The organism is Cohaesibacter sp. ES.047 (assembly GCF_900215505.1).
GTDB lineage: Bacteria > Pseudomonadota > Alphaproteobacteria > Rhizobiales > Cohaesibacteraceae > Cohaesibacter.
Window position 1 is genome coordinate 2,244,043 of sequence record NZ_LT907844.1, and the last position, 26,510, is coordinate 2,270,552.

The 26,510-nt window shown below is 57.2% G+C and carries 28 protein-coding genes; 20 read left to right on the forward strand and 8 right to left on the reverse strand.

Features of this window, described 5'->3' with window-relative positions; all coding sequences use genetic code 11:
- The first annotated feature begins 23 nt into the window (after positions 1-23).
- The 7 genes from deoC to CPH65_RS10255 all read left to right on the forward strand — a co-directional run bounded on the left by deoC (position 24) and on the right by CPH65_RS10255 (position 6,203).
- The gene (deoC, locus tag CPH65_RS10225) at positions 24-782 is read left to right on the forward strand and encodes a deoxyribose-phosphate aldolase (RefSeq protein ID WP_096173378.1); all 759 of its coding nucleotides are present in this window, start codon (positions 24-26) and stop codon (positions 780-782) included.
- Positions 782-2,092 carry a thymidine phosphorylase gene (gene deoA / locus CPH65_RS10230; RefSeq protein ID WP_096173379.1) on the forward strand — a complete coding sequence of 437 codons (1,311 nt, stop codon included), beginning with the start codon at positions 782-784 and terminating at the stop codon, positions 2,090-2,092. Before deoC ends, deoA begins: the two co-directional genes overlap by 1 nt.
- Positions 2,093-2,169: 77 nt before the next feature.
- Entirely contained in the window at positions 2,170-3,408 is a 1,239-nt protein-coding gene (locus tag CPH65_RS10235) for a phosphopentomutase (RefSeq protein WP_096173380.1), read from the forward strand.
- An 11-nt stretch (positions 3,409-3,419) separates the two neighbouring features.
- Entirely contained in the window at positions 3,420-3,686 is a 267-nt protein-coding gene (locus CPH65_RS10240; RefSeq protein ID WP_096173381.1) for a hypothetical protein, read from the forward strand.
- A gap of 30 nt (positions 3,687-3,716) precedes the next feature.
- Positions 3,717-4,739, forward strand: coding sequence for an adenosine deaminase (locus CPH65_RS10245; protein WP_096173382.1), 1,023 nt, complete (start codon positions 3,717-3,719; stop codon positions 4,737-4,739).
- A 134-nt stretch (positions 4,740-4,873) separates the two neighbouring features.
- On the forward strand, positions 4,874-5,503 hold the full coding sequence (gene upp / locus CPH65_RS10250; protein ID WP_096173383.1) for a uracil phosphoribosyltransferase: 630 nt from the start codon (positions 4,874-4,876) through the stop codon (positions 5,501-5,503).
- A 163-nt stretch (positions 5,504-5,666) separates the two neighbouring features.
- A complete protein-coding gene (locus tag CPH65_RS10255) occupies positions 5,667-6,203 on the forward strand; it encodes a TIGR02281 family clan AA aspartic protease (RefSeq protein WP_157747609.1) in 537 nt (178 codons plus the stop codon).
- A 47-nt stretch (positions 6,204-6,250) separates the two neighbouring features.
- Here the strand turns inward: CPH65_RS10255 and CPH65_RS10260 are convergent, their stop codons facing one another.
- Positions 6,251-6,880 (reverse strand): HAD family phosphatase, encoded by a 630-nt coding sequence (locus CPH65_RS10260; protein WP_197704003.1) that lies wholly within the window; start codon positions 6,878-6,880, stop codon positions 6,251-6,253.
- Between the two features lie 119 nt (positions 6,881-6,999).
- On the opposite strand from CPH65_RS10260, the gene CPH65_RS10265 reads away from it, so the two are divergent.
- Positions 7,000-8,172: a phosphate/phosphite/phosphonate ABC transporter substrate-binding protein gene (locus CPH65_RS10265; RefSeq protein ID WP_096173385.1), complete on the forward strand. Its 1,173-nt coding sequence runs from the start codon at positions 7,000-7,002 to the stop codon at positions 8,170-8,172.
- A gap of 59 nt (positions 8,173-8,231) precedes the next feature.
- Here the strand turns inward: CPH65_RS10265 and CPH65_RS10270 are convergent, their stop codons facing one another.
- From CPH65_RS10270 to CPH65_RS10280, 3 genes are all read right to left on the reverse strand, one after another.
- Positions 8,232-8,783 carry a TadE/TadG family type IV pilus assembly protein gene (locus CPH65_RS10270; protein ID WP_096173386.1) on the reverse strand — a complete coding sequence of 184 codons (552 nt, stop codon included), beginning with the start codon at positions 8,781-8,783 and terminating at the stop codon, positions 8,232-8,234.
- Positions 8,784-8,863: 80 nt separating this feature from the next.
- A complete protein-coding gene (locus CPH65_RS10275; RefSeq protein WP_096173387.1) occupies positions 8,864-9,430 on the reverse strand; it encodes a TadE/TadG family type IV pilus assembly protein in 567 nt (188 codons plus the stop codon).
- Between the two features lie 282 nt (positions 9,431-9,712).
- Positions 9,713-10,192: a pilus assembly protein N-terminal domain-containing protein gene (locus tag CPH65_RS10280; protein ID WP_096173388.1), complete on the reverse strand. Its 480-nt coding sequence runs from the start codon at positions 10,190-10,192 to the stop codon at positions 9,713-9,715.
- A 568-nt stretch (positions 10,193-10,760) separates the two neighbouring features.
- Here CPH65_RS10280 and CPH65_RS10285 point away from each other — a divergent pair.
- The 9 genes from CPH65_RS10285 to CPH65_RS10325 all read left to right on the forward strand — a co-directional run bounded on the left by CPH65_RS10285 (position 10,761) and on the right by CPH65_RS10325 (position 19,794).
- Complete coding sequence (locus CPH65_RS10285) at positions 10,761-10,937, forward strand: Flp family type IVb pilin (protein ID WP_096173389.1); 177 nt, start codon at positions 10,761-10,763, stop codon at positions 10,935-10,937.
- Between the two features lie 188 nt (positions 10,938-11,125).
- Positions 11,126-11,653, forward strand: a complete 528-nt coding sequence (locus CPH65_RS10290) for a prepilin peptidase (RefSeq protein ID WP_157747610.1) — start codon at positions 11,126-11,128, stop codon at positions 11,651-11,653.
- Positions 11,654-11,940: 287 nt separating this feature from the next.
- Complete coding sequence (cpaB, locus tag CPH65_RS10295; protein WP_096173391.1) at positions 11,941-12,714, forward strand: Flp pilus assembly protein CpaB; 774 nt, start codon at positions 11,941-11,943, stop codon at positions 12,712-12,714.
- Positions 12,711-14,201, forward strand: coding sequence for a type II and III secretion system protein family protein (locus CPH65_RS10300; protein WP_096173392.1), 1,491 nt, complete (start codon positions 12,711-12,713; stop codon positions 14,199-14,201). Before cpaB ends, CPH65_RS10300 begins: the two co-directional genes overlap by 4 nt.
- A 9-nt stretch (positions 14,202-14,210) precedes the next feature.
- Positions 14,211-14,966, forward strand: coding sequence for a CpaD family pilus assembly protein (locus CPH65_RS10305; protein ID WP_096173393.1), 756 nt, complete (start codon positions 14,211-14,213; stop codon positions 14,964-14,966).
- On the forward strand, positions 14,966-16,273 hold the full coding sequence (locus CPH65_RS10310; RefSeq protein WP_096173394.1) for an AAA family ATPase: 1,308 nt from the start codon (positions 14,966-14,968) through the stop codon (positions 16,271-16,273). Before CPH65_RS10305 ends, CPH65_RS10310 begins: the two co-directional genes overlap by 1 nt.
- Before the next feature lie 17 nt (positions 16,274-16,290).
- Positions 16,291-17,745: a CpaF family protein gene (locus tag CPH65_RS10315; protein ID WP_096173395.1), complete on the forward strand. Its 1,455-nt coding sequence runs from the start codon at positions 16,291-16,293 to the stop codon at positions 17,743-17,745.
- 9 nt (positions 17,746-17,754) lie between these two features.
- Positions 17,755-18,759 carry a type II secretion system F family protein gene (locus tag CPH65_RS10320; protein WP_096173396.1) on the forward strand — a complete coding sequence of 335 codons (1,005 nt, stop codon included), beginning with the start codon at positions 17,755-17,757 and terminating at the stop codon, positions 18,757-18,759.
- A gap of 66 nt (positions 18,760-18,825) precedes the next feature.
- On the forward strand, positions 18,826-19,794 hold the full coding sequence (locus CPH65_RS10325; protein WP_096173397.1) for a type II secretion system F family protein: 969 nt from the start codon (positions 18,826-18,828) through the stop codon (positions 19,792-19,794).
- Between the two features lie 82 nt (positions 19,795-19,876).
- Here the strand turns inward: CPH65_RS10325 and CPH65_RS10330 are convergent, their stop codons facing one another.
- On the reverse strand, positions 19,877-20,668 hold the full coding sequence (locus CPH65_RS10330; RefSeq protein ID WP_096173398.1) for a tetratricopeptide repeat protein: 792 nt from the start codon (positions 20,666-20,668) through the stop codon (positions 19,877-19,879).
- 299 nt (positions 20,669-20,967) lie between these two features.
- On the opposite strand from CPH65_RS10330, the gene CPH65_RS10335 reads away from it, so the two are divergent.
- From CPH65_RS10335 to CPH65_RS10345, 3 genes are all read left to right on the forward strand, one after another.
- Positions 20,968-22,353, forward strand: a complete 1,386-nt coding sequence (locus tag CPH65_RS10335; protein ID WP_096173399.1) for a M17 family metallopeptidase — start codon at positions 20,968-20,970, stop codon at positions 22,351-22,353.
- A gap of 177 nt (positions 22,354-22,530) precedes the next feature.
- The gene (locus CPH65_RS10340; RefSeq protein WP_096173400.1) at positions 22,531-22,881 is read left to right on the forward strand and encodes a MarR family winged helix-turn-helix transcriptional regulator; all 351 of its coding nucleotides are present in this window, start codon (positions 22,531-22,533) and stop codon (positions 22,879-22,881) included.
- 63 nt (positions 22,882-22,944) lie between these two features.
- Entirely contained in the window at positions 22,945-23,862 is a 918-nt protein-coding gene (locus CPH65_RS10345; protein ID WP_096173401.1) for an NlpC/P60 family protein, read from the forward strand.
- Here the strand turns inward: CPH65_RS10345 and CPH65_RS10350 are convergent.
- From CPH65_RS10350 to CPH65_RS10360, 3 genes are read right to left on the reverse strand one after another with little or no spacing between them, the layout of a single operon-like run.
- Entirely contained in the window at positions 23,856-24,338 is a 483-nt protein-coding gene (locus tag CPH65_RS10350) for an NAD(P)-dependent oxidoreductase (protein ID WP_096173402.1), read from the reverse strand. The two genes, CPH65_RS10345 and CPH65_RS10350, sit on opposite strands and share 7 nt — an antisense overlap.
- Before the next feature lie 9 nt (positions 24,339-24,347).
- Positions 24,348-24,800 (reverse strand): hypothetical protein, encoded by a 453-nt coding sequence (locus CPH65_RS10355; RefSeq protein ID WP_096173403.1) that lies wholly within the window; start codon positions 24,798-24,800, stop codon positions 24,348-24,350.
- A 56-nt stretch (positions 24,801-24,856) separates the two neighbouring features.
- Positions 24,857-26,500 carry an ABC transporter ATP-binding protein gene (locus tag CPH65_RS10360; protein ID WP_096176346.1) on the reverse strand — a complete coding sequence of 548 codons (1,644 nt, stop codon included), beginning with the start codon at positions 26,498-26,500 and terminating at the stop codon, positions 24,857-24,859.
- Positions 26,501-26,510: the final 10 nt, after the last annotated feature.

Consider the following 26,510-nt stretch of genomic DNA (forward strand, 5'->3'; position numbering starts at 1 on the left):
CGCAGCAATGAAGAGACCACAGTATGGACAGCAAACAGTTGGCTCGAAAGGCCATTTCTCTGCTTGATCTGACAAATCTCAATGATGATTGCACCGATGAGGCCATCGAGGCCCTGTGTGCCAAGGCGCAGACCCCCTATGGCAACACGGCCGCCGTCTGTGTCTGGCCGCGCTTTGTCAAAAAGGCGGGTGAATACCTCAAAGGCACCGGCATCAAGATCGCAACCGTGGTCAACTTCCCTCAAGGAGGCGAGAGCCTTGAGGCGACGCTTGACGAAACCGTCAAGGCCATCGCGGACGGGGCTGACGAGATCGATCTGGTCATCCCCTACAAGGCATTTTTGGCGCAGCGGCGCGGGTTCGCGGAAACGATGGTCCTCAGGGTCAAGGCGGCTCTGCCCGAAACAGTCAGGCTGAAGACCATTCTGGAAACCGGTGAATTGAAAGATCCTGCCATCATCCGCGCTGCCTCCGATATGGCGATCACGGCAGGCGCTGATTTTATCAAGACCTCCACCGGCAAGGTCAGCGTCAATGCCACGCCAGAAGCAGCCGAGATCATGATCAAGGCGATTGCGGACAGCGGCAAACCCGTTGGTTTTAAACCGGCCGGTGGTGTGCGCAGCTTGGATGATGCGGGCGTCTATCTCGCCATTGCCGAGAAACACATGGGCGCTGACTGGGCAAGTCCCGAGACCTTCCGGTTTGGCGCTTCGGGCGTGCTTGACGCCCTGATTGCAGTCATGGAAGGCGAAACGGCCGAAGCGGGCGAGGGCTACTGATGCTGCCACAGGAAATCATCCGCAAAAAGCGCGACGGAGGCACGTTGAGCGCTGAGGAAATTCAGTTTTTCGTCAACGGCATCACCGATGATTCCGTGAGCGAAGGCCAGATTTCCGCGCTTGCCATGGCCGTGTATTTTAAGGGCATGGAATATGACGAGCGCGTTGCACTGACGCTTGCCATGCGCGATTCCGGCGAGGTGCTCGACTGGTCAGATCTGGATGGCCCGGTGATCGACAAGCATTCAACTGGCGGCGTCGGGGACAATGTCTCGCTGATGCTCGCACCGGCGCTTGCTGCCTCTGGTGTCTATGTGCCGATGATTTCCGGGCGCGGTCTTGGACACACTGGCGGCACCCTCGACAAATTTGACTCCATCCCCGGCTATGTCACCCAGCCCGACAATGCTCTTTTCCGCAAGGTAACCTCGGAGGTTGGCTGCGCCATCATCGGCCAGACCGCCAACCTGGCCCCGGCGGACAAGCGCTTCTACGGCATTCGCGATGTGACCGCGACGGTGGAGAGCATCCCGCTGATCACGGCATCGATCCTGTCCAAGAAGCTGGCCGCTGGCCTTCATGGCCTCGTGCTGGATGTTAAATCCGGCTCCGGTGCCTTCATGCCCAGCCACGAAGAGAGCATCGAGCTGGCAAAAAGCCTTGTTGCCGTGGCAAATGGGGCAGGTGTCAGGACCTCAGCCCTCATCACCGATATGAACGAGCCACTGGCCACCGCTGCCGGCAATGCCATCGAAATGAAGAATGCGGTCGAGTTTCTCACTGGAGCCGCTATTGATCCGCGCAACTGGGACATCACCGTCGCACTGGGAGCGGAGATGCTGACCATTGCGGGGCGTGTCGCGGATCGGGACGAGGGCACCCGCAAGATGGAAGAGGTCTATCGCTCCGGCGCGGCAGCTGAAAAGTTCGGCCAGATGGTCACAGCCCTTGGCGGTCCTGCTGACTTCATGGAACGCTGGCAATCCCATCTGACCCTCGCGCCCAAGGTCGTTGATGTGTTTGCCGAGCAGGAAGGCGTTGTCGAGGCCATCGATACGCGGCAGGTCGGTATTGCGGTGGTTGAGCTTGGTGGCGGCCGGGTCCGGGCAAAAGACGCCATCGACCACTCGGTGGGCCTTGATCAGCTTGCCGGTCTTGGTGCAAAGGTCGATGCCGGGACACCGATTGCAAGGGTCTATGCCCACAATGACGATCAGGTCAAACTGGCAACGAACCGCCTTCGCAAGGCCTACAGCATTGGTGCGTCCGGTGCGCAAAGCAACAGCATCTATCAGATCATCGATCGCTAGGCGGTCGAGCGCATGTGACGGGTTGAGCGGTCGGTGTCTTCCGTGCCGCTCCCTTTGACTTAACAGGAGAGAACGGTATGGCACGGGCATTTCTACTGGTTCTGGATTCCTTTGGCATCGGCAACGCGCCCGACGCCGACCAATATGGCCATCCTGAGAGCGATAAGGGCTCGGATACCCTTGGCCATATCGCAGCTGCTTGCGCCAACGGCAAGGGCGACAAGGAAGGTTTGCGCTCTGGCCCGTTGAGCCTGCCAAATATGGACCGGCTCGGTCTGGGCCTCGTTGCCGAGAAGGCAACCGGTGCGCGCCCGGCCAATCTTGATTACAGGGGCGAGCCAGAAGCGCTCTGCGCCAACGCACTTGAGATTTCCAAGGGCAAGGACACCCCGTCCGGCCATTGGGAAATCGCAGGCGTCCCTGTGCCTTTTGACTGGGGCTATTTCCCGGACAAGCAGCCGACCTTTCCCGCCGACATGACCCGGGCCTTTATCGAGAAGTCGGGCGTGCCAGGTATCCTTGGCGACAAACATGCCTCGGGCACGGTGATCATTAACGAGTTGGGAGAAGAGCATATCCGCTCTGGCAAGCCCATCTGTTATACCAGCGCGGACTCGGTCTATCAGATCGCCGCCCACGAAGAGCACTTTGGCCTCGAGCGGCTCTATGAGATCTGCGAAATTGCCTATGAGTTGGTCAAGCCTTACAACATTGGCCGGGTCATCGCGCGGCCCTTCATCGGCGAGACACCAGCCGATTTCGAGCGCACCGGCAACCGGCGAGATTTTTCGGTCCTGCCGCCCGAGCCGACCTTGCTGGACCGCACCAAGGCGGCAGGGCGTCAAGTGTTTGCTGTTGGCAAGATTTCCGATATCTTCGCCGCCCAAGGCGTGACGAAAAAGATGAAGGCCACCGGCAACCCGCAGATTTTCGAGACCACGCTGAAGGCCATATCCGAGGCGGGAGACGGCGATCTGGTCTTCTCCAATCTCGTTGATTTCGACATGCATTATGGTCATCGGCGCGACATTCCCGGCTATGCCGCCGCGCTGGAATACTTCGATGCGCGCATCCCCGAACTGGAGGCTGTTCTCAAGCCCGGCGACATGGTGATCCTGACCGCCGATCATGGCTGTGATCCGAGCTGGCCGGGAACCGATCACACCCGCGAACAGGTGCCGGTGATGATGTTCGGGCCGGGTATCAAGGCACGCTATGCCGGTCAGCGCGGGACGTTTGCCGATATCGGCGAGACTGTGGCCGACCATCTGGGACTGACCCCCGGCAAGCACGGCACATCCTTTCTCAAGGCATGAGGATGAAAGGGATGATGCTTAAAACAAATGGCCTGATCGGGGTTGCTGCAGTCCTTCTCGTCGTCGCTGGACCAGCACCAGTCAGGGCCGATGACACCAAGACCTGCCCTGTTGATCCCAGAGAGGCGGCTCACACGATGTGGCCCATGAAGGAGGCCTTCGCCCCACAGATGCGCATGCTCAAGGGCAAGCACGCCTGTGGTCAGTGGCTCCGATGTGAGCGCCGCCTCAAGACCACAGAATGGCATTGCAAGTGGCTCGGCGACAAAGAGTCCTGAAACGACAACGACAGAACCAACGGACAAAGCATGGCATCCAAAGCGCTAGAATCCTCAGGCAAATCCCTTCTGAAAGCCGAATTGCACGTCCATATTGAAGGGGCAGCCCATCCGGAACTTGTGCAGAGGCTCGCCGCGCGGCACGGAACCAACCTTGACGCCATCATGCGCGCGGATGGGACCTATATATGGGAAGACTTCACCACCTTCCTCCAATGCTATGATCGGGTGGCTGCCGTTATCACCACGCCTGAGGATTATGCCGACCTCACCGAGGACTATCTGCTGCGCAACGCTGCCGAAGGGTGCGCCTATACTGAGTTCTTTCTCTCGCCTGACCATGTCGCACTTCTGGGGATGAGCTACGACAACCTCCTTGAAGGCGTCACCGAAGGCTTGCGGCGCGCCCGCGAGACATGCGCCGCTCAAGGGTTCCCCATCGATGCCCGTTTCATTGTCACGTGCCTTAGGCACATGGGGCCGGAACCGGCCATCGAAGTGGCAAAACGCGTGGCGGCGAGACCGCATCCGCTTGTGACCGGCTTTGGCATGGGAGGGGACGAACGCCTGCATTCGCAGCTTGCGTTCAAACCAGCCTTCGAGATTGCGCACGATGCGGGGCTCGCCTGTACCACCCACGCTGGAGAGTTTGGCGGACCGGAGAGCGTCCGCAACGCCCTTGATCATCTGCCGGTGACGCGTATCGGTCACGGCGTTCGGGCGAGCGAGGATGCCGACCTGATGCGACGGCTGGAGGATGAGCAGATCCTGCTGGAGGTATGCCCGCATTCGAATGTGGCGCTCGGTGTTTATCCATCCTTGTCCGATCATCCGCTCACAAAGCTGATGGCCGCAGGGGTCAAGACAACCGTCTCCTCTGATGATCCCCCTTTCTTTGCGACGTCCATCGGCAAGGAATACGACGCCCTGCAAGCCCTTCATGACTGGGATCACGCCACCATGGAAGGCTTCACCCGGCGGGCCTTCGAGGCAGCCTTTGTCGATGAGCCCACCCGGTCAGAGTTGCTGGCCCGGCTTTCGCATCCGGTCTGATCGCATTTGTTAACAGTCGCATCAAGAAAGCGGTTCGTGGGTCGCAAAGCATGATGCCTGCTTCTTGCCCTTTTGACTTGCCATCGGCTAAGAAGAGGGGATGTCCCCAAACCAGAAATACGAAGGATTCGGCCATGGAGCAGGTAACCGTCGTCAACCACCCGCTGGTGCAGCACAAGCTGACCATCATGCGCGAAAAGGATACGTCGACCGCGTCCTTCCGGCAGCTGTTGCGCGAGATCTCTCACCTGCTTTGCTATGAAGCCACGCGTGAGCTGGAAATGACCACCAAGAACATCGAAACGCCTCTGATGGAAATGAAGGCACCAACCCTTTCGGGCAAAAAGCTGGTCTTTGCGTCGATCTTGAGGGCTGGCAACGGTCTTCTTGAAGGCATGCTCGATCTGGTGCCGGCAGCGCGCGTTGCCCATGTCGGCCTTTACCGCGATCCTCAAACCTTCGAAGCTGTCGAATATTATTTCAAGGCGCCCGAAGATCTTGAAGATCGGTTGGTGATCGCGGTGGACCCGATGTTGGCAACGGCCAATTCGGCCGTTCTGGCAATCAATAAGCTCAAGGAGCGCGGTGCGCAAAACATTCGCTTTGTGTCGCTTCTGGCTGCTCCTGAAGGCATAGATGCCTTCACGACGGCTCATCCAGACGTGCCAGTGATCACTGCGGCCATCGACAAGAAGCTGAATGAGAAAAACTACATCCTGCCCGGCCTCGGTGATGCCGGTGACCGGATGTATGGCACCAAGTAGCTTTTTGGTGCGGATCGGTGTCCTGGAATGAACCCGCTTGGGCGGGTTCATATCCCGTTTACGCTGAGCGGTGAAATGCACGCTGATCCGGTGGCGTCTTAACCGGATGGTTGGGCTTGCCTGTCACTGTGTCCAAAACTCACGGCAACAGGACACGTCCATCATGGCACGCCTTATTTTTCTTGCCATACTGGCTATTGGCGTCTTCAGCGTCATTCCCCCGCTGGCCCAAAAATGGGCAGTCGAGAATGGCTATATGGAGCCGGGCGGCACAAGCGATCCCTCAGCCTATGTGAGCACCAAGGAACCCGCCAAGAAAGTCCGGCGCAGTGGCCGAGCGGTGCTGCGGGCGGATTCCAGTGGCCACTATGTGGTCAAGGCCTATATCAACAACCGCCCGATCCGTGTCGTTATCGACACCGGCGCAACGGTCGTTGCCTTGACTTACGAGGATGCGAAAAGCTTGGGGTTATATCCCAAAAAATCCGATTTCACGGTCCCGGTCAACACGGCCAACGGGCGCATGTACAATGCGCGGGCACAGTTGCAATCGGTGCGGATCGGAGAGGCCGAAGAGCGAAACATCAAGGCCATCATCGCCCCGAAAGGCGCGCTTGGTATCAGCCTGATGGGAATGAGTTATCTGAAGAAACTCAAAAGCTTCCGCTTTTCAAACGGCAAACTCATTCTTGAAAGCTGAGGTTTGGTCCCGCCCGCCATGGCGAGCGGAACATCTCATGGCAATGCCTAGACGTCGAAACCGTAGCCTCTGAGATCCTGCGCCAGCAGATAGGGGCTGGTGAAGTGATGGGCATGCATGCCAACCGCCCGCGCGGCCTCGACATTCTTTGCGCTGTCATCGATGAACAGGCAATCCGAGGCATCCAGATTGTTGCGTTCCAGAAGAACCCGATAGATTGCCGGATCGGGCTTGATGAGCTTTTCATCCCCCGAGATCACAATATCGATGAAGGCCTTCAGGGTCGGAAATCGGTCCTGACATTCTGCGAAGGTGTCAGCGGCAAAGTTGGTGATGGCATAAAGCGGTGTGTTCAATGCTTCGAGCCGTTCCTTGATCAGGACCGTTCCGGCAATCACACCCGGCACCATATGTTGCCAATGTTTGCGATAAGCTTTGATCTCGGTTTCATACTGCGGAAAGGATGGAATGAGCGCGGCTTCGGCCTCTTCCCAATTCCGGCCACGATCCTGTTCCAGATTCCAGGCTTCCAGACCGGTTTCGTCAATGAAGGCCTGCGCCGCGTCACGGTTCTGAAAATAGGATTCATAGAGATAATGCATGTCCCAACGCAGCAGCACATTGCCGATATCGAAGACCACGATTGACGGATTCTTGTTCATTCCAACTCCAAGCATGAAGGCTATTGTGATTGATCCAGAAGGCGTATCACCGCAAGATGACCAATATATGATTCGATCCCATACTATCAGCCCAGATCAACAGCCAGACCAACCGTTAAGAGAGCCGCCGTTTGATGTTTAAGACCCATGCATCCGCAACAGCCGTCCTGAAGGAAAAAGGCTCCAGAGCCCTGTTCCTGTTGGTGCTCTTGGTTCTTGGGCTCACCGCTCTGACGCCCAGAGTAAAGGCGCAGGACGTCGTCGAGAGCAGGGAGTTGGGCGATCTTGTCGCACCAGCGCCGGAGCGAGCCAGCCCCGACACGGGCATGAACACGAGAACCGATGCCGATATCAACGGCGAGCCAATTGTTGATCTGACCGGCGCACCAGAGCAGACGCTTCCATCCTCCATCGAGACTTTGGGAGAGGCTCTCACCCAGAGCAGCGACAATCAGATCGAACTGATCGATAACACCCACACCCTGCGCATTGGTCTGATGGCCGAGCGAGGACCGTCCTATTTGCAACGGCGCATCAAACCCTTTCGCGACTATCTGGAAAGGGAGCTGTCGCGTCCCGTGGAGATCATCGCCTTTACCGATATGAAGGCAATGATGGGCGCGCAGACGTCAAAACAGATCGATTATGCGACCTACCCGGCAGGAGCCTTTGCCATGGCGCAGGCAGCTTGCGGGTGTTTGTTGCCTTTGGTCGCCCCCGTTTCTCAGTCGGCACCGGAAGGGATTTACATCCTGATGATCGTGCGCGCCCAGAGCGGCATCAAGAGCTTGGCGGACATGACGGGCCGATCGTTGGCCTTGTCGTCCCGCAGTGGCGCCTTGCCCTATCATATGGCGCTGAGCGAGCTGCAGCGGGCTGGCCTTGACCCGAACCGGGATCTGGCGGTGGTGTATAGCCGCGATACCCCTCAGGAGGCTCTGTCCTTGTTGCAAAAGGGCGAAGTGGATGCGGCTCTGGTCTGGTCCTCGACCCAATACAGCCAGCGCCTGTTTGACAGCCCCGGTGCTGTTTCGGCCTTTCTGGAAGAAAGAAAGGCCAACACAGGGACGACCCAGAGGCCCGATTTCATCTCCATATGGAGTTCTCCGGCCATTCCAGCCGGTCCGCACGTTGTGCATGCGGACATGCCCAAACAGGACCGCGCCGATCTCATCACTGCCCTGACGGCGATGAACACGAAGGACCCGGCTGCCTATGATGCCATCGAGCTTTATCACGATGGTGGGTTCCGCCGCGTCTCGGTTGACGACTATGACCCCATCGTCAAGATCGCAACGGCGAAATAGGGGAAACGTCAAGGCGGTGAGCGGTGGTGCGGTGAGGGACAGGATCTGGACCGCAAGGCTCAGGAGCAGTTGATGGCCGATGAAATCCGGGGTGTGAAGATGGCGTTGTCCCGGAAGGTCATGTCGGTGAAGCCTCTCGCGTCGCCGTACAGAGACCGACCGGAATAGAGAACCGTATAGTCGACTTCCGTCGCCGCCATCATGTAGAAACTGTTCGCAATGATCAGTCCCTCGGGCAGCGAATTCTCATCCAGCATTTGTGTGCCAAAGCTGCAGACCACGGTGACCCGTTCTCTCGCATCCACTCTCAAGCCAATCAGGTTCGCCCGCTTGGTGTATTGGGTATAGGGGAACATGGCTTTGTCGAAAATATCCGACACCCTGTTCCAGTCCTCCGCACTGAAGGAATTACCCTGAGTGGCCAGATCCGCGATGATCGCTGCTGAAAGCGAGGCCTTGCGTTTCACGGCAATGGCGTTCGTTGCCTCCCACGTCGCAACGATCAGCAAGGCAAAGATTGGCAGAATGAGTGCAAACTCCACAACAGCGAGGCCCTTGTCGTCTTTTGCAAAGGGTCTGGAGTGAGACCGAATCTTGCTCAGAATTGTCATCTCGGTTACCTGAAAACGCGCTTGAGGCTGGTTGCCCGGATTGCTGACTGCAGCGTCTGTTCTTTGCAGTCAGGGCCAGATCAGTTGAAGGGTTCGTTGCGAAAGGCTGTGACGGATGTCAGGACGAAACGATTTGGCTTGTCGTCATTCGACGTGGCCAAAAGGTCGAACAGGCTGTTGAATGCCGTGATCGGCAATGTCGCCTTGACGATGACATAGTCAGCGCCATCGCCCGGATTATATTGCTCGTTGTCCTCCTCGGGAGCATTCGTTGATAATCCTGCGAGCGAAGGTGAACTTTCCACGTCGATCAGGATGCTCTCGAGGCAATTCGCTTTGGGGATGGTCAGATAGGTGCAAATGAAATCCTTGAATTCCCCCTGTCCCATTCCTGCGGCTTCGACGCGCCCGACCCTGATCTGTCGCCCGGCTTCCTGGACGGCATCTTCCAATGATGCACCAGTCCAGAAAAAGTGGGCAATCGAAATGATCACGAACAACATGCCAAAGAAAGGCGCTGCAACCAGTGCAAACTCGACGGCTGTCGCGCCATCTTCATCCCTGCTGAAACGGGACGCCACAGCAGGCGGGGTCGGTCCGTGCTTGCGGTCGTGCCATTGGCGCACTGGTATGAACAAGGATCGCATCAATGAACCTCACACGAAAAATAAAAACAGAGAAGGGCTCCTGCTTTTTCCAAGTGGAGCTCGGAGCCGCCCCATCATCAGGTCTTGCAAGGATGGCGGTTTGACAGGGCCGGAAAATGTGCCCCGTATTTTGAACCCACGATGCCAGAAAATCGTTTAGGAATGATTGGCAAGGTTGGTTAATGAAGGCCACAGGCTGACCTGAGACAGCCAAAATCCGCCTGTTGCTGGCCGCAAGGTCAGCCGCAACAGTCCCTTCGCCGATCAGACCACGTCCGTGAACTATTCTTCCTGCTGCATGTTGGTGGCCTCGCCATTGGCCATGTCACGATAGGCCGTGATCTGGCCCGCCAGGGCCTTCAACTTGTCATTGTTGTCCCCGACGCGGAAGACCGGTTCACAGTAGGGTGAGCAGGCCATCGTTTCGCGACCCGTTCCCTTGTAGATCACGACATGGCTGTCCGTCGCAGAGGAGACCCGCAGCAACTCATCGGCGATCGGCTCCCCGTCGGAATCCAGAACGATCAGATTGGTGGTGCCAAATTGCTTGCCGGTGATGATCAGGGTTTGACTGTCCTTGATCGTGGCATCGGCAATGGCTGGGTTCCCCAGGATGATCATGGCAGCAGGACGCGACACGCGCATCACCTTGGCCCGATCAACCTTGACGTCAATCATGGGATAGTCTTGGGCGGAGGCAACCGAACTGCCCAGAAGCAGTACAGACAGGACAAGTGCTGAAACAGCAGAAACGACTTTCATACCTAACTCCGTCGAACCGGTTGCAGGGCAGGGGCCGGATCTTCCCCTTGATATAGGTTGACAGCAATGATCGCACAGAGATCTCGATGTGCGTGCAGCACGGCACCCATGAAGGTTTTTTCAGGCGCAGCTACGATCAACTTGGTCAAGGATGAAAAAAATTGGTGAAGGAAGACTTAAAGAGCGTCTCTGTCCAGAAAAACAGTACGCAAAGTCAGCGCCATTTCGTCAATATCAGTCAGTGTAATTATGATTCAGACAATGGATGTTTGAGTGTTGAGTTGATTTAAAATTGCATTAATCATTATATACTAAGTAAATACGAAGCTTAAATTCTTTTCACTAAAATTTAACTGCGATATTTGCTCTGATTTCTGAGTTTTAAGTTATGAAATTTTAACTATAATAACGGGAAGGTTCGTATTTTACCGCTTTTAGGGGCATATTTAACTACTTGGAAACAGGTTCGGAATAAAAGTTTATTTGTCCGAGGCGATCTTCCTAATGCAAAAAGCATATGCCTCAGGATGGAAGAGCTGTCAAAACGTGGAATACTAGGAGTCCAACCATGAAAAATTTTGCTCGTTTTATCGAAGATGAATCCGGTGCAACCGCAATCGAATACGCACTGCTCGCTGGCCTGATCGGCATCGGTATCGTAACCGCTGCAGGAACCCTGCGCGACGAAATCGTCCTTCTGATGGGTCGTATCTCTACCGCCCTTCAGGGTGCTGTCGTCAGCTAATCGGCTGCACACGACCAGAAATAAGCGAAAGGCTGCCCTCGGGCGGCCTTTCGTTTTTGATTGCAATTATTCCTTTTATTTCAATCCTTTGGTAATGAGTTTCGTCTAGCATTTCGCTCGGGACAAGAGTTGCTTGAGCGATCCGCAAACACTGGATTGTCAAGTCGGATGCAAATGGGGGCTGTATGATGTTGGACACGTTTTTCGCTTGGGCCTTGATGCTCTTTGCACCCTTGGTGTTTGCCTATGCAGGGAGCTCGGACCTGTTCAACATGCGCATTTCCAACCGCATCGCTCTTCTTTTATTGCTGCCCTTTCCGATCTTTGCCTGGGGCGTCGATATGTCCTGGACCACGGCTCTTGCCCATGTCGGTGTCTCGATTGTCACGCTCGCCGTTTGCTATTTTTTCTGGATGCAAAAGTGGATAGGCGGCGGAGATGCGAAATTTGCAGCAGCAGCAGCCCTTTGGCTTGGCCCTGGTCTGACCATCTGGTTTTTCGCTGCCACATCGATTTACGGGACGGTCTTGGCTCTCGTCCTCGTCATGTTCCGCGCACAGGTTCTCCCAGAGTTCATCCTCAAGATGGATTGGGCGCTGCGCCTTCACAACGTCAAACGTATCCCCTACGGCCTTGCGTTGTCGGCGGCCGGATTGCAGTTCTATGCCATGTCCGACTGGATGTCGACCGGCGTCCATCTTGCAAGCATTTCCTGATCAGCCAGCCGTGTTGAAATGGGGCTCGCCGGTGCCGAAAACTCTGAAGCCGCAATGTACACGTGCCTTTGCGGCGAGTTTTGTACGGAATTTCCCAAGTCCAAACCTTCAGAGAAACATTTATAGAAGCGAGTAAATTTCGGCTAAGTTAGCCGCAAATTGCAAGTTTCACTTTATATTAATCATACCTGCTTACCTGTCGTTAACCATAAGTGTTGGACACTGTGTCAGGAGCGCCTGTGCGCTCGAATGCCGTCTGTCGCCTAGCATCCATGGGAACCAAGGACATGAAAGTAGCGCGTATTGCCGTAATTGCCATTGCACTTATTGCAGGATTGTTCGCCCTGATCCTTGCGAGATCGATGGGTGGCGGTGACAAGTCCGAACCAGTGGTGATCACCAAGGAAGCACCGCAGATCAAAATGGATGAGGTTTTGACGGCTGCGAACAACATTCCCCTTGGAAGCAATCTGACAGCGGACATGTTTGTCTGGCGCAAGTGGCCAGTGGGCAGCACTGGCCCGGGTTTCATCCTTCGCAGCAAGCGGCCTGAGGCCGACAGCGAATTGCTTGGCTCGGTTGCGCGTGGCTCTTTCCTCAGCGGTGAACCGATCAATGAAGCCAAGATCGCCACGGCAGGCAAGGGGATGATGGCCTCGATCTTGCCAAAGGGCTATCGCGCCGTTGCGACCCGCATCTCCCCGGAGACAAGTGCCGGCGGTTTCATTCTGCCCAAGGACAGGGTTGATGTGATCCTGACAGTCGAAAGCAACCGGGGCGTAGCCTCCGAGACGATCCTTAGCAACATCCGTGTGCTGGCGATCGATCAGACGGTCGAGGATCAGGACGGCCAGAAAGTCGTCGTCGGAGAAACCGCGACCCTCGAACTGACGCCGAGCCAGAGTGAAGTCCTCGTCACCTCCCAGCGCCAGGGGCAACTCGCCCTTGCTTTGCGCTCTCTGGAAGACGCCAAGGGCGACGATCCGGACGTGGATGACAGAAGTGGAACGATCACGCTCGTGAGAAACGGCAATCTGATCAAGAGGACCGTGAAGCAATGAGTAAAGTTTTGGAGTTCGGGACCATGATCGACACCGCGCGCTCAATTCCTTTAGTGGCTGGCGTGAAACCGCCATTCGCCAAGGCGATGCATGCGTTCCTGGCGATTGCCGCGGCCATCATGATGACCCTGACGATGGGCACAATCACACCTGTTGAGGCCGCATCAACCATGCGCCTCAAGGCAGCCAGTGCCAATGGCCGCAATCTGACGGTTGGCCTCAACAAGTCGATTGTTATCGAGACGCCACGGGACGTCCGCGATGTTCTGGTTTCCAACCCGACCATCGCCGATGCGGTCGTACGTAGCACCCGCCGCGTTTATGTCATCGGCAACAAGGTGGGGCAGGCCAACATTGTGCTCTTTGATGGCAAGGGCAGACAGATCGCCAGCTTCGACATCGACGTTGCGCGTGACAATTCCGCTTTGACTGCGCTTCTGCGCCGGACCATTCCCAGAAGTGACATCAAGGTCGAAGGCGTTGGTGAGGGGGTTGTGCTCAGCGGTCATGTTCGCAACCCGTCCGACGCGGAAAAGGCAAAAGATCTTGCCGTGAGCTATGTTGGCGACGCCAAACTGGTCAGCAACTATATCGCCGTTGAAGCCCGCGAGCAGGTTCAACTGCGTGTCGTGGTCGCCGAAGTCGAGCGCAGCGTTACCAAGCAGTTGGGCATCAGCCTGACCGGACAGGGATCGCGCGGCGGCGCCTTGTTGGCCGGCATTGTCGACACGCCTTTTTCTGCCAGCCAGCTGCAATTGTCCAATACGGAACTCGGATTGCGTCTGGGGGGCGGAGGCAACGTTATTCAGGCCAACTTGAGGGCCATGGAGCGAAATGGTCTGGTTCGAACCCTTGCCGAGCCCAACCTGACAGCAATCTCCGGCGAACGCGCGGACTTTCTCGCAGGTGGCGAATTCCCGATTCCCGTTGGTCTTGACGAGAACAAGATCTCCATTGAATTCAAACAGTTCGGTGTGTCCCTCGGCTTCCGGCCGATTGTGCTTTCAGAAAACCGGATCAGCCTGCAAATCAAGACAGAAGTCTCAGAGATCGACACCGAAACGTCAATCCAGCTCGGAAGTCAGACGAACGGCTTTGCCCTGACGATTCCCGGTCTGAAGGTCCGCCGTTCCGAAACGACGCTCGAACTGCCCTCTGGCGGTACGATGGCGATGGCAGGGCTGCTGAATGACGAGGTCCGCAAGAATATCGACGGCTTCCCCGTACTCAAGGATGTTCCGGTCCTCGGCGCGCTCTTCCGGTCCTCTGACTACAAGCGTGCTCAAACCGAACTGGTCGTCTTTGTCACGCCATACATCGTCGCACCTGTTTCGCGCTCCAAGACCGCCTTGCCGACACAGAATCTTGAGCCGGCATCGGATATGAACTCCATTTTCATGGGCAAGCTGATCCGTCGCTATGACGTTTCCGGCGGCGCTCGGCGCGGTGTGAAATATCACGGCCGCTTCGGCTACAGCTACGAATAGGGCCCGGCAATGAACAACGAAGTTGAGACATGCACCATGCACCACACCTTGCACATTGGGGCTGAGACAATGGGAAACAGCAAGAGGTTTCTGCGCATGGCAGGGATTGCGACCTGCGCCCTGCTGCTGGTCGCTTGCCAATCAAACAAGCGTGAGATCACCGGTTCGGTGCCTGACGACTATCGTCTGCGCCACCCGATCACGCTGCAACAGTCGGCAAAAACCATCGATGTCCCGGTCGGTATGCACAGCGAGGACCTGACACCGGCATCGCGATCAGCGATTTCCGGCTTTGCCAGAGACTTTTTACGTGAGCGTGCTGCGGTCATTCAAATCATGGTGCCCTCGGGTGCGCAGAATGAATCGAGTGCGCAATATGTCGCAAGGAAAATCCGCAGCCATCTGATGCGTCAGGGTGTGGCTCACGGACGGATCGACATGATCCCCTACTCGGCCCTTGATGCAACCGACGCGCCGATCCGTCTCGCCTATCCTCGCATTGAGGCCAAGACACTGACGTGCGGAACCCATCCTGAGGATCTGGCAATGGATATGGCCAACCGCACCCATTTTGATTTTGGCTGTTCGACGCAACAGAATTTCGCAGCGATGGTTGCCAATCCGCAAGATCTTGTTCAGCCGCGAGGCTGGGACGCGCGTGATTCCAGCCGCCGTTCCGTCATATCCGAGAAATACCGCAACGGAGAGCCAACCTGGTCGGAAGACCTGGGTGCTGACACCGGCAAAAGCTCCAAGGTGAAGTGATGAGTGATCAGGTTCTGCCCAACGAGAATTTTGAAGTTCCCTCAGATCTCGAGGCATTCGAGCAGGAGTTTTCCCAGCTCTCGCCTGAAGAACTGACGGATATCCGGCCTTTGCCGCGTGTCTCCATGCATGCCTTTTGCGAGTCGCCTCAGCTCCTGTCGACGATAGAATCCGTGGCCAATGACAGACGCATGGCCCGGGTGCACGTCAAGGCCGTGTCCGGTGGCATCCGTGCCGCGACCGAGTTCTTCTCGGAAGCGCCCACACCCAACCTTATCCTGCTTGAGGCGAATATGGCCTATGAGGAGCTGTTGGAGGACCTCGACCGTCTCGCCGAAGTGTGCGATGTGGGCACAAAGGTGGTGCTCGTCGGGCACATCAATGACGTGCAGATGTATCGCGATCTGGTTCGTCGTGGTGTCTCGGAATATATCGTCATGCCCGTCGGCCAGATCGAGCTTATTCAGGCGCTCAGCGATCTGTTCAGCAATCCCGAGAATGACCCGTTGGGCAAGTCCATTGCCTTCATTGGCGCCAAGGGCGGGGTCGGGTCTTCGACCATGGCCCACAATATCGGGTGGGCGATTTCGACCGTCCATCAGCAGGACGTCATCATCACCGATTTCGATGTCGCTTTCGGGACTGCAGGACTGGATTTCAATGAAGATCCGCCCCAGACCATTGCCGATGCAATCAAGGCGGCGGACCGACTGGACGACCAGTTTCTCGAACGCCTTCTGACCAAGTGCAGTGAACGCCTGAACCTGCTTACGGCACCGGCCGTGCTTGATCAAACCTGCGATTATGATGACGAGTTCTTCTCGCACATGCTCGAGCTTCTGCAAAACAGTGCGCCCTATACCGTCCTCGATCTGCCTCATTTATGGAGTGCCTGGAACAAGCATCTGTTGCTCGGCGCTGATGAGATTGTCATCACGGTGGCCCCAGATCTGGCCAACCTGAGAAATGTGAAAAACCTTTTGGACCTGATTGGGCAAGAAAGGCGCGGCGATCGTGAACCCTTCCTGATCATCAACCAGACCGGGATGCAGAAGCGGCCCGAGATCAAGGCCAAGGACTTTGTCGCGGCGCTCGAACGAACCGACTTCATCGAAGTTCCCTTTGATCCGGCAACCTTCGGTCTCGCCGCCAACAACGGTCAGATGATCAGTGAGTTGTCGGCAAGTGGCAAGATCGCCGACATCTTTGACAAGCTCGCATCCGACCTGACCGGTCGCACCGAAGCACCCAAGGCAAGCAAATCTCTGTTCGCTCCCCTTCTGGGAAAACTTAAAAAGTCCAAGTAACACTCTGAGAGTAAAGTATGTTCGGAAAACGTGGTACGGATGGCACACAGAAAGCGACGCAGGCAACCAAGCCCGCGGCGCCTAAGCCTGCGCCCAAAAAGGCGGAAGAGGCGAGCGGTTACAAGCAGGCCGTGGAGGTGAACTATCAGCCCGTTGAGGAGACCGGCAATGGTGGTCGCTCCGAACAATATTTCGATATCAAGACCTCCGTTTTCGGCGCACTGATTGACACCATTGACCTGGCACAGATGGCCCGGCTTGATTCCGAAACCGCACGTGAGGAAATCCGTGACATCGTTTCGGAAATCATCGCACTGAAGAACATCGTTCTGTCGATCGCCGAACAGGAAGAACTGCTTGATGACATCTGCAACGACGTTCTGGGCTATGGTCCGCTCGAACCGCTTCTGGCGCGCGACGATATCGCCGATATCATGGTCAATGGCGCCGAGAAAACCTACATCGAGACAAGCGGCAAGGTCTTTTTGACCAACGTGCGGTTCCGCGACAACGGCCAGTTGATGAACATCTGCCAGCGCATCGTCTCGCAAGTTGGACGCCGGGTTGATGAATCGAGCCCTATCTGTGATGCGCGCCTGCCTGACGGATCTCGTGTCAACGTGATTGCTCCGCCACTGGCCATCGACGGTCCGACCCTGACCATTCGTAAATTCAGGAAAGACAAGCTGACTCTTGATCAACTGGTCAAGTTCGGCTCGATTTCCCGCGAGGGTGCCCGCATCCTGCAAATCATCGGCAAGGTTCGCTGTAACGTGATCATTTCCGGCGGTACGGGCTCGGGTAAGACGACTTTGCTCAACTGCCTCACCCACTATATTGAAGGGGACGAGCGTATCGTCACCTGCGAGGACGCCGCCGAACTGCAGCTCCAGCAGCCGCATGTGGTCCGGCTCGAAACGCGCCCGCCCAACCTCGAAGGCGAGGGCCAGATCACGATGACGGACCTCGTCAAGAACTGTCTGCGTATGCGTCCTGAACGGATCATCGTCGGCGAGGTGCGTGGCTTTGAGGCGTTTGACCTTTTGCAGGCCATGAACACCGGCCACGATGGCTCCATGGGAACGCTCCACGCCAACTCCCCGCGCGAGGCCCTGTCCCGAATGGAAGCCATGATCACCATGGGGGGCTACAACCTTCCCACCCGCACCATTCGCGAAATGATCGTCGGTTCTGTCGATGTGATCGTTCAGGCATCCCGCTTGCGCGACGGCTCCCGCCGCATCACTCACATCACGGAAGTGACGGGCATGGAGGGTGACGTGATCACCACACAGGATCTGTTCGTTTATGAAATCCTGGGCGAAGATGCCAACGGCAACCTGTTGGGCAAGCACAAGTCCACAGGCATTGGCCGTCCGGCGTTCTGGGAACGCGCACGCTACTACAATCAGGAGGCGGACCTCGCTGCGGCCCTTGATGCGGCTGCCGAGCGTGATGCCTTCGAGCTATGAGGAGCGAGCATGAGCTTTATTGGCAATGACCTGATCATCACGATCGCTCTGTTTGTTCTGGTTGTTCTGTCGGTTCTGGGCATTGCCTGGGGACTGTTCTATCCGCGCTTGTCGAAGAATTTCAACCGCAACAAGCGTATCGACGCCATTGCCATGAACCGGGTTCAGATTGGCGACAAACGCAACCGCACGGCAGGCGCAGATCGGCGCAAGGACATCGAGGCCAGCCTGCGCAAAATCGAAGAACAGCAGAAGCAGGGTAGCAAGAAAAAGTCCACGCTCAAGGCCCGCCTCAAACAGGCCGGGCTGACCATGACGGTGCGCCAATTCTGGCTCTACAGCGTCATCTCCGGAATAGTGACATTTTTCATTGCCATGATCGGCGGGCTGTCAGCATTGATCGCGCTGGGCGTTGGATTTGTCGGGTTTCTTGGCCTGCCGCATTTCTGGCTGGCCCGGAAACGCAAGAAACGGATGGCGAAATTCGTCGCCGAATTCCCCAACGCCGTAGACGTTATCGTGCGCGGCATCAAGACCGGTTTGCCGCTCGGGGATTGCTTGATGATTGCGGCGGCGGAAACCGCGGAACCGGTAAAAAGCGAATTCCAGCAGGTGATTGACGAACAGGCCATGGGTCTGGCGCTCAACAAGGTTCTTCCCCGCATGCATGAGCGCGTGCCGATTGCGGAAACGAACTTCTTCGCCATCGTGATTGCCATCCAGATCGAGGCGGGGGGCTCGCTTGCTGAAGCCTTGGGCAACCTGTCGCGTGTGCTGCGTTCGCGCGCCCAGATGAAACAGAAGATCGGCGCCATGTCGATGGAAGCCAAGGCATCGGCGGCCATCATTGCCGTCATGCCTTTCATCATCGCTTTCATGACCTATCTGACACAACCCGACTACATCATGATCATGTTCATCGAGCCCATGGGCAACATGCTCCTGGCGGTGACCCTTGCCTGGATGGCATTGGGTATCCTCGTGATGCGCAACATGGTCAGCTTTGAAATCTGACGATGGGACACGGGGTTTGACAGACAGCCGCAATGACATGACCAAGGCAGGACGAGGAAACGACTGATGATGGGCTTTGAACTCAATGATGTGTTCGCCGTGGTGACCGCGCTTGCCGTGATTGCGTCGATCATCGCTGCCGCCATGCCTTTCATGGAAGGGGATAGCCTCAATAACCGTATGAAGGCAGTTGCATCGGAGCGCGAAAAAATTCGAAAACGCGAGCGAGCTGCCCTCAGTGAAGGACGTGGTAACGGTCGGATTTCTTTGCGTGAAGAGCCCAAGCTGTTGGTCATGAACATCGTCGACCGGTTCAAGATGCGGGATGCTTTCTCGGACAAGGGCACGAGGATCATGCTCAAGCAGGCTGGATTTCGCTCAGAAAACCACCTGATGACTTTTACGTTCTCACGCATCGTGGGTCCAATCATCGGTCTGGCGGTCGCGCTGTTCTATATCTTCGTGGTGATCAAACCAGACTACCCGACAATGGTCCGGTTGTTTATCTCGGTGTTGTTTGCCTATGCCTGCTATTACGCGCCGCTCCTGTATCTCAAGAACCGGATCGCCAAGCGTCAGAAATCCATCAATCAGGCTTGGCCGGATGCGCTGGATCTTCTGCTCATCTGCGTCGAGTCGGGCATGACGGCGGAGACCGGCTTTCAGAAGGTATCCAAGGAAATCGGCACTGCCTCTGTTGAGCTGGCCGAGGAATTGACGCTCCTCACAGCCGAGCTCTCCTATTTGCAGGATCGCCGCATGGCCTATGAAAATATCGGTCGGCGAACCGGGATTGAAAGTGTGCGAGCGGTGATGACGTCGTTGATTCAGGCCGAGCGCTACGGCACGCCTCTAGGGGATGCCATCCGCGTGATGGCTGAAGAGAACCGCGCCGAGCGCATGAGCGCAGCGGAGAAAAAGGCCGCCGCCCTGCCGCCCAAACTCACAGTGCCGATGATCCTGTTCTTCCTGCCGGCGATTTTCATCGTCGTGCTGGGACCGGTGGCCGTGCAGTATTTCACCGGCCACTTCTAGAGCCGGGTAGCCCAAGCACACACTAGACAACAAAAAAAAAGGGGCCATTGCGGCCCCTTTATGCTTGGCGAGCGTTTGTCTCTCAGCCTTGTTTTTGCAATTGCTTCCAGGTGCCGCGTTCATGCAGCATGCTTTTCAGGTAAGCCATGTTGGCTTCGGCCTGTTGCGGTGAAAGCTCGTTGCGGGCGATGGATTCGGCCTCGGCGAACTTACCCTGAAGCCCCAGAACCAGTGCCAGATTCTGCCGCACACGGCTGTCCGCCTTGGGGTGGATCGCCGCGCGGCGCAGATAACTTTCAGCCGAAACGAGGTCGCCCTCGAGCAGATAAGAAAGCCCGTAGTTACTGAGCACACTCGGCGCTTCGGGGGCTTTCAGCAGCGCCTTGTCATAGAATGAGCGGGCCCTGTTATATTCGCCCATTTGATCGTAGATCGCGCCCATGGCCGACTCGAGACGCCAGTCCGGTGTTGTCGGTGTCTGGGCCCGCTCGAGAACAGTCAACGCCTGCTGCAGACGACCAGCGGTGGCCAGAGACTTGCCATAGGCCGCAAGAATGACCTTGTCGTTGGTATGGCGCATCGCCAGCCCTTCAAGCACGGCAAGAGCCTGTTCGTTGCGCCCTGCTTGACGCAAAGCCTGCCCATAGTTGAGAGCGACTTTTGGATCGTGCGGGTTGTTTTTGTAGCGCTTTTCCCAATAGATGATGGTCTCTTGCAGGGCCTGTTCGGACGCATATCCATTGCCCAGATGGGATGAGGAGGAGACGCTTTTCTTCTTGGAACAGCCCGCAACCGCAACAAGCAGCGCGACCGAGGTAACGAGCATCGCCTTGCGGAAGCTCAGGCGCTGCGCGGATTTCATCTGGGCTTTCATGGATCAACCTCACACCACTTGAATTACATTGGCCGGGCGCAATGCGGCGCCTGCCGGAGTTTTCAGTCTCCCTATCAATAAAGAATTAACCCTAATGCTTGGTTAATTCTTGCAATTTGCATCAATCTTCTGGGGTGTCAGCTCCGGTTCGTTTCGTTATTTTACCGGAGCGGTTTGCGGGCTATTTTCACCGCGCGCGCTTTGCACTAGTCTTGCACCCAACAGTGCGGCGGATGCTTCTTGTTCCCGCACGGCATTCAAGATGCCGGTCCCCACAATATTTGGATAAGAACAAACACATGTCTGACCTAACGAAATCCGTTCCCATTTACCTCATTGAAGCCAGCAATGAAGCGCTTGTACCCAAAGGGTTGCCCGTCGCGGCGACCCAGTGGGTAGAGGCGACCGGCTTTTCCGCCAGTGAAGGGGAAATCTGCCTTGTGCCTGATGCTTCGGGAGAGCTGCTGGCTGTGCTGTTCGGCCTGGGCAAGAAACCGGCTCAGACGCGGTCCCCGTTTCTGACCGGTTCTTTGCCGACCAAGCTTCCCGCCGGCCGCTATCATTACATCACCGGTGCCTTGTTCGAGGACAATCCGCATGGCTTGTTCCTGGCAACTCTGGCCTGGTACCTGGGAGCCTATCGCTTCGATCGCTACAAGGAAAATGCCAAGCCGATGCCCGAGCTGGATTGGCCGGAAGCTGTCGACCGTGATGACGTGATGCGGCAGGTCAAGGGCTGCACGCTGGCGCGCGATCTCATCAATATTCCAGCCAATGACATGGGCCCGGAAGAGCTCGAAGCGGTGACCCGCGGCCTTGTCGACACCCATGGCGCGAGACTTGAAGTAACCAAGGGAGAGGATCTACTTGCCGGAAACTTCCCCATGATCCACGCCGTTGGCCGGGGATCGATCCGCACACCACGCCTGCTCGATTTTATCTGGGGAGAGGAGAGTGACCCCAAGATCACGCTTGTCGGCAAGGGCGTCTGTTTTGACACCGGGGGCCTTAATATCAAACCCGGCTCGTCCATGTCGCTGATGAAAAAGGACATGGGTGGCGCAGCTTGCGTTCTCGGACTTGCCTCCATGATCATGAGCGCCAAGCTTCCGGTGCGTCTCAGAGTGCTCATTCCGGCGGTGGAGAATGCCATCTCCGGTGATGCCTTCCGGCCCGGTGATGTGCTGCCCAGCCGCAAGGGACTGACCGTCGAAATCGGCAATACCGACGCAGAAGGCCGTTTGGTGCTGGCCGACGCTTTGGCATTGGCCGACGAGGAGGATCCGGATCTGTTGATCGACATGGCGACCCTGACTGGTGCTGCACGGGTGGCGCTGGGGCCGGATCTGCCGCCCTTCTATTCGGATGACGACGCGCTCGTTGCCGATCTGGCAGCAGAAGGCAAACGCCAGTGGGATCCAATCTGGAACATGCCCTTGTGGGATCCCTATGACGCAGATCTGTCCTCCGATATTGCGGATGTGAACCACATTTCGACGGGTGGCTTTGCCGGGTCGATCACAGCCGCGCTGTTCCTGCGCCGCTTTGTCAGCAATGCAAAATCCTGGTCTCATTTCGATATCTACGGCTGGGCACCCAAGCCGCAACCGGGCCGCCCGAAAGGCGGCGAGGCGCAGGCAATCCGCGCGATCTACGCACACTTGCGGGCAAAATTCGAGGCATGATGCGCAAAGTTGGCAATTGCAGGGGACCGAAAGCCGCGTTCGGTCCCCGATGCCTTGCACCATCGGCATGAATCAGCCTTTATTGATACGGAGCCGAAACAAGTTTCCTCACACTTCGCTGGTCGGGTGTGACAGGGCCGATGGAGTGGTGGCCAGCCATCACGCGAGTGATTTTCCATGACGCTGAATGTGAGCGCCGGTCAGGCGCTGAAATTGTGGCACGATGTAACCCATCAACTTGTGTTGGAGGAACAGGCCGATCTGTCTGCGCGCCAGATGACCGTCCTGCTCACCGTCTATCTTGAAACACCGCCCCACACGGTTCGAGGCCTTGCCGCCAAACTGGGGGTGACCAAGCCCGCCATCACGCGCGCGCTTGATACGATGGGGCGCATTGGCCTTCTGACCCGCCGCCGGGACGACAAGGACAAGCGCAATGTCGTGGTGCTGCGCACCGTCAAGGGCGCGCTTCATGTCGAGCGACTGGGCTACAAGATCGTCGAGAACAGCCGCACCCTCGTGGATTGAACCTGCCGAGCCTTCGCCTGTCTGAACCTCCGCCGATCCCATGTCTCCAAGAACTGAACAACCATGCTGAATCCCGCCCTCAATGCCTTTCGCCCCGACCTAGCCGACAAACGCCTTGAAGGGCAGGTGGAGGCAGACCGCTTCGTCGATCCACGCATCATGCGCGTGCAGATGCCCGTCGCGCCCGTCAAGTCTGCGCCCAATCCGATCAGCGGGCTGGACACGCAGGCGCTTCTGGGCGAAGTCGTGCGCGTCTTCGAGACAACCGACGATGGCTGGAGCTGGGTTCAGCTCGATGGTGATGGCTATGTCGGATATATGCCTTCGGCGATGCTAGGCCCGTTCGGCGGCGAACTCAGGGACAATTTTCTGGCTGGTGCACCGACCCATCGCGTGAGCGCTGTGCGCACCTTTGTCTATCCCGGACCCGACCTCAAACACCCGGCGGGCACCTTCCTGTCCATGGGGGCAGGGGTGATTTTGGGTGAGGAAGTCACCACCCGAAACACGCGCTACCGCAAGCTGCTCAATCTGGTCACGCCAACGGGAGAGCCCGGTTGGGTCGTTGCCCAGCATGTGGCCGAAGTGGATGAAAAGGCCGCGGATTTCGTTGCTGTAGCCGAAAGCCTTGTTGGCACGCCCTATCTTTGGGGGGGCAAAAGCTCTCTCGGTATTGATTGCTCGGGCCTTGTGCAGCTGGCTTGCGAGATGGTGGGCATCCCCATGCTGCGCGATGCCTCGATGCAGGAAGCGGACGCAGGCGAGGCAATTGATATCTCCGGTGGTTTGCCGGAACTGATGCGCGGGGATCTTCTCTTCTGGCCCGGACACGTGGGCATCATGAGCGATCCGGCAACGCTGCTCCACGCCAACGGTCACCATATGGCCGTCGCCGCAGAGCCTCTGGACGCCGCCCTTGAGCGGATCAAGGCGAACGAGTTCGGTGCGCTGAGAGCATTGCGGCGACTGAAGCCTCAATAACCTACGCTGCGATCCACCAGACTCTCCGGCTCCTTGCCCTCGGCAAACAGCATCACCTGACGGGCAAGATAATTGGCGGTTGAATTGGCATTCGAGCAGGCCGCATTGTGTGGGGTGAGGATAACGCCGGGCAGGGACCAGAGCGGGCTGTCCTTGGAGAGAGGCTCCACTTCAAACACATCAAGCGAGGCGCCCTTGAGGCTCCCCTCTTGGATGGCAGCGGCTATGTCATCCTCGATCTGCAGCTTGCCGCGCCCCGCGTTGAGCATATAGGGGCCACCCAGCACCCCGTCCTTAGCCATCTTGCGGAACAGGGAGAGATTGAGAATGCCCTCGGTTTCAGGCGTGTGCGGCAGGAGGCAGACCAGAATATCGGTCTTTGCCAACATGGCGTCGAGCCCGTCGTTGCCGTGATAGGTGACAAGACCATCAATCTGTTTGGGTGAGCGGCTCCAGCCTGAGACCTGATAGCCCATCACCTTGAGTTACTCGGCCGCATCAAGACCCAGAACACCCAGCCCCATGATCCCCACGCGCACATCGGCAGCGATCGGATCCTCAAGGAAGGCCCAACGGGATTCGCTTTGAGCTTTGAGACAGCCAAGCGCATTGCGGTGATGCATCAGCACCTGCAACAGCACCCATTCGCTCATCCGGTTGGTCAGATCCGGGTCGATCACCCGCACCAAGGGGACGTCTGCGGGAAGGGTCGGATCGGACAACAGAGCATCCACACCGGCGCCCAGGGAGCAAATCAGCTTGAGATTGGGAAACTGGGTGAGAAAACCCGGCTCGGGCTTCCAGACAAAGGCATAGTCGATTTCGTTCACATCCCCCAGACGATCCGGCGTGCGAACTTCTGAGCCGGGCAGAGCCGCCTCAATGCGCTCTGACCATTCGGCCATGTCCCAGCCGCGGGCATAAAGGGCAATCTTCATCGGTCTTCCTTGTTGCGGAGCCTTGTTGGGTGATGGACGAGATTTAGCCGAGATGCCTAATCCGAGACAACCCCTTCAGGTGCCGTTTCCATGCGCAGGGCTGCGGCCATCAGAGCCTTGGTATAGTCGGTCTGGGGCGCGTCGAAAATCTGCTCAGCATCGCCCTCTTCCACAATCTTGCCCTGCCGCATGACCAGCACGCGATTGGACAGGGCCCGGACAACCTTGAGGTCATGGCTGATGAAGAGATAGGTGAGACCGTGACGAGCCTGAAGATCGCGTAACAGATCGACCACCTGTGCCTGCACGCTCATATCAAGGGCGCTCGTGGGCTCATCCAGCATGACAAAGCTCGGCTCCAATACCATCGCGCGCGCGATGGAAATGCGCTGGCGCTGACCGCCGGAGAATTCATGCGGATAGCGATGCCGGGTATTCGGATCGATCCCGACTTCCTTGAGGGCGTTGACCACCTTGGCGTCGCGTTCCTCAGCGCTGAGGTTGGCGGCATGAATGGCCAGGCCTTCGGCCACGATCTGTTCAACCGACATGCGCGGGGACAGGGAGCCAAACGGATCCTGAAAAACGACCTGCATGTCGCCGCGCTTGTCACGCATGGCGCGGGTATCAAGACCCTCAAGATTGGCCCCTTGAAAGACGATCGGGCCGTCCGAGGAAATCATCCGCAACAGGGCCAGTCCTAAAGTTGTCTTGCCCGAGCCGCTTTCGCCGACGATACCAAGGGTCTCGCCCTTGCGGATCTTGAGGGAAATCCCGTCCACCGCTTTGATATGACCGACGGTTTTGCGCAAGAAACCGCGCTTGATCGGGAACCACACCTTGAGATCGTCAGCGGTCAGCAGAATGGGGGCATCATCTGCCACCGGCAGTGCTCTGCCGCTCGGCTCGGATGACAGGAGGTGCCGGGTGTAGCTGTGCTGCGGATTGGCAAAAATTTCCTCAGTCAGCCCCGTCTCGACGATCTTGCCGTCGGTCATCACACAGACCCTGTCGGCAAGCTTTTCAACGATGCCAAGATCGTGGGTGATGAACATCAGCGCCATGCCATGGGTCTTTTGCAGGCTCCGCAGCAATTCGATAATCTGCGCCTGCACGGTGACATCCAGAGCAGTCGTCGGCTCGTCGGCGATCAGCAGTTCCGGTTCGTTGGCAAGGGCCATGGCGATCATCACGCGCTGGCGCTGACCACCGGAGAGCTGGTGCGGATAGCTCTTGAGGCGCTTCTCCGGTTCGTGAATGCCAACGTCATCAAGCAACTGCAAAACGCGCTCTCGCGCCTGCTTTTCACCCATGCCATGATGGATAGAGAGCACCTCGCCGATCTGCTGCTCGACCGAATGAAGCGGGTTGAGCGAGGACATTGGCTCCTGAAAGATCATCGAGATGCGATTGCCGCGCACGGCGCGCAAGGCCTTGTCGCTGGCATGAAGCAGATCCTCTCCGTCAAACCAGACATGGCCCGACGGGTGAGAGGCTGCGGGATAAGGCAGCAGCTTGAGGATCGACAGGGCCGAAACGGACTTGCCAGACCCGGATTCGCCCACCAGAGCGAGGGTCTCGCCCTTCTGAAGATCGAAGGAAATGCGATCGACAGCAAGCTTTTCCTCTCCATCCTGCCGAAAGGCAACGGACAGGTCCTCAACACTGAGAAGCGGTTGGGAAGGTGTCGTCTTGTTCATCATTCCGCTC